At 74.9% G+C, this 3,275-nt stretch carries 1 protein-coding gene and 1 pseudogene; both read right to left on the minus strand.

Features of this window, described 5'->3' with window-relative positions:
- Nucleotides 1–1,226, minus strand: a pseudogene (locus tag PV781_RS10865) (hypothetical protein); the annotation flags it as partial.
- Nucleotides 1,223–3,115, minus strand: coding sequence for a hypothetical protein (locus PV781_RS10870; RefSeq protein WP_274775633.1), 1,893 nt, complete (start codon nucleotides 3,113–3,115; stop codon nucleotides 1,223–1,225). The pseudogene PV781_RS10865 and the gene PV781_RS10870, both read right to left, overlap by 4 nt.
- Nucleotides 3,116–3,275 lie beyond the last annotated feature (160 nt).

Below are 3,275 nucleotides of genomic sequence, written 5' to 3' on the forward strand. Positions count from 1 at the left end.
GGGGCCGGGGAGGGGCTTGGGGCAGGGGGTGCGCTTGGGAGAGGGGGGGCGCTGCCGGCGATGGGCGGCGCCGCGGCGGGGCTGCCCTGCGTCCCCGTCCGTGCCGGGTCGTTGGCGCGCCCGTCGCCCAAGGCGGACTGCGCCCGCAAAGCCGAAGCAGACGCGTCGAGGCGCTTGGCCTCCACCGGGGCCTCCATCGGGGCCTCAAACTGGGCCTGCACCTGGGTCTCCATCTGGACCGCCGCCGGGGAGAGCGGCCCCGAGGTGAGCGATCGGATGGGCGCGAAATGGGTCTGAACATCCAGGACCTTTGCCACCAGGCGCGGCGTCTCGCCCTGGGTCTCCTCCGGTCCATCCGCCAGTGCCGCGCCCCCGTGCGTGGGGCCGGCAGGGGCGTCCGGCTGGCCGTCAGACGCCTGCGCGCCGTCGGGGCGACCGGCGGAGGAGGGGGCGACGCAGACGAGCAACTGTCCCAGGCTGCCTGCTGCCATATGGTTCGCTGCGAATCCGGTCGCGCCGAACGTGGACATGTCACGTCCTGCAGAATCTTGTTTCGCGCTGTCTTGGCCTTCGGCGTCCGAGCCGGTCGCGTCCGGGGCCGTCGTGTCCAGCTCCTTCGTGTCCAGCTCCGTCGCGGTCATGCCGGCCGACGCCAATTCCATGGTCTCCCGAAGGGTGGCCCCGGACGGGCTGGCATCCGAGCGGGCGGCCGTCAGGACGGCTTCGGCCGGGCTTGGCGATGCGCCGGCCGCGCACGCGCGGGTCTGGAGGCGCTCTTCGGATCCCATCGGCCAAGGCGCGGGGCTAGAGGCCGTGCCATCGCCGACCTGTCGGGCATCGTTCATGGCCTGGGGCAAGGCGACCCCGCCGGCCGCTGCACCGAACCGCGCGGCGCCGGAAACCGGCGCGCCGGGGCGGGCCAGCGCGCGGGCGATCAGGCGGGAGAGCACGGTACCGCTGTCCGCAGGGTCGGCGCCCGCGCCCGCAGGCAGGGGCTCTTCCCCATCGCTGGCGGACGATCCGGCCCGCGCCTGTCCGCTCAGGTTCGCACTCTCCTCGGCGCTCTCCTGTGGGGTCTCAGTCGCGAGGCGCGTGCCCCGCCCCATCTCATCCAGGAGGCCGGCGAAGGGGGTGTTGCCGCTGCGCGCGGCATCGCCCTCGTCTGGCGCGCGGGTATCGTTGGCGGGGATGGGCAGGGAGGTGAAGCGGGCGTCGAGCGGCATCATCGGGGGGCCTCCTTCAACAGGGCGTCCACGGCCTCGATCTGGGCCCGGGCGCCCTTCACGGTGTCCGGTTCTTCCGACAGCGCCCCCGCCTGTGCGGCGGCGCCCTGCGCGGCCGCGGCCTGGGACGCGGCGGCTTGTGGACCTGCGGCAACTTGGGGAGCTGCCGCGGCTTGAGCCGCAGCAACGGCCGGGGGGGTAGCCACGGCTTGGGGCGCATTGGCCTTGCTCGCGGGCGCCGCGGGGGGCGGCGCGGGGGCGGTGGATGCGCCGGGTGCCGTGGAGACCTGCTGCACGGGAACGCGCGAGGCATCGCGCACCGTCCGCGCGGCCTCGGAGGCTGCATCAAGCAAGGCGATGTCGGACGGGTCCAGCCGGTTGCGGTCGAGGCCGGCGAGTGTCTTGAGGGCCGCCGCATAGCCGCCCGCCGACGCCGCCACCGCCGCCGCGCCATAAAGGCGGGCCCGCTCCGCATCGACGCTGGCCGGCGGGGCGAGCGCCAGGGCCCGCTCAGCACACAGCGCCGCCGCCGTGGTCCGGCCCTGGGTGAGGGCGGCACGGGCGATCAGGAGATAGATGTCCCGCTGGCCCTCGGGCTCGATGGGCTTCAGCATCTCCTCCAGCCGCACGAACTGGGCGGGATCGTTCACGAACGGCATGCGGGTGAGCGCGGCGGCAAAGCGCTGGCGGAAGTTGCCCGCATAGACGGAGTGGCGGAAGCGGAAGAGATATTGCCGGGTCAGGCGCTGGAAGCGGGAGATGTCGGGGCTCTGGCTCTCCACCAGGATCTGGCGGCGCAGCGCCGCCTCTTCCACCAGCGTGCCGGGCAGAAGCAGGCGGGCGAGGTCCAGGAGGTCGGAAGCCTTGGCCGGGTCCTGGCGCACCACCAGCGCCGCCTGGGCGAGGGCGATCTGGCCGCCCAGCGCATTGGGCTGAGTGCGCGCATCCACCTCGCCGAGAAAGCGCAAGGCCTCCTCGCCGCGCCCTTCCGCATAGGCCAGGATGCCGCGCAGGAGGCGAATGTCGCCGGACGGCGCGGGCTCGCGGTCCAGGATCTTGCGCAGCACGCCGGGCGTGCCGCCGCTGAGGAAATAGACCGCCAGCGCCCGGCCATTGCGCTCGTCCTGCCAGATCTCCTGCGGAAAGCCCGCATAGGCGGCATCGATCTGGGAAATCAGGTCGCGCTGGGCCGGCAGGCCCTCGCTGGTGCCGGCGGCGAGGCGGTCCTGCAGGCGCTGAAGGCGGCGCAGCAGGTCCACGGGACGGGTGTCGCGGGGCGGGGCGTGGGTATCCGGGGCGTGGGCGTCTTTAGCATGGCCGTCCGCAGCATGGGCCGCCGTGGCGGCGGGCCCCCCACCCTGGCTGCTACCCTGGTCGGGTTCCTCGGCCTGCTCCGGATCCGCCTCTGGGCTGGCGCCTTGCGCGGTGTCATGGGACGCGCCTTGATCCGCGTTGGAAGCCACTTCCTGCCCCTGTGCGGCGGTGGCGGCGGGCGGCTGGGGTGTCGTTTGGGGCGCCCCCTGCGCGGCCAAGGTCTGCGGCGACGAGATGGGCGCGACGGCGGCCGGGCTGTCGGCCGGCGCGGGCGCTGGGGTGGCTGCGGGCGGGGGCGTCACGGGGGCTGCGACCGCCGAAGGAAAGACGGCCGCCTGGAGCGCACCCACCGGGCCGGGCGCCGGCACCGGGAGGGGCGCTTGCGCCGCAGAACTGGGGGCTGGAAAGGCGTTCACGGCCGCGTCGAACATGTCTGCGGTCGGCGACCCGGTGTCGGCGTCCGCATCAAACACCGAGCGTCCCGCCACTTCGGGCGCGGGAGCATCCGCGAGGGCGGGGCCGGGGGCCTCGGGGGGGCGGGGCCGGGGCAGCGGAATGGCGGTGGCCGAAGGGCGCACGGGGGTTGCCACCGGGAGGGTGGCAGACGGCTGGGGGGCAGAGGGCTGGGGCGCAGAGGGCTGGGGTGTAGCCGTTTGCGGCGCGGGGGGGCCGGTCGAGGAGGCCGGGAGGGCGTGCGGCCCGGCGGGCGGCCCCGAGTGGCGCGGGGCCTGGGCGGGG

Origin of the sequence: Aquabacter sediminis (assembly GCF_028863665.1) — a bacterium.
In the GTDB taxonomy this organism is placed as follows: domain Bacteria; phylum Pseudomonadota; class Alphaproteobacteria; order Rhizobiales; family Xanthobacteraceae; genus L1I39.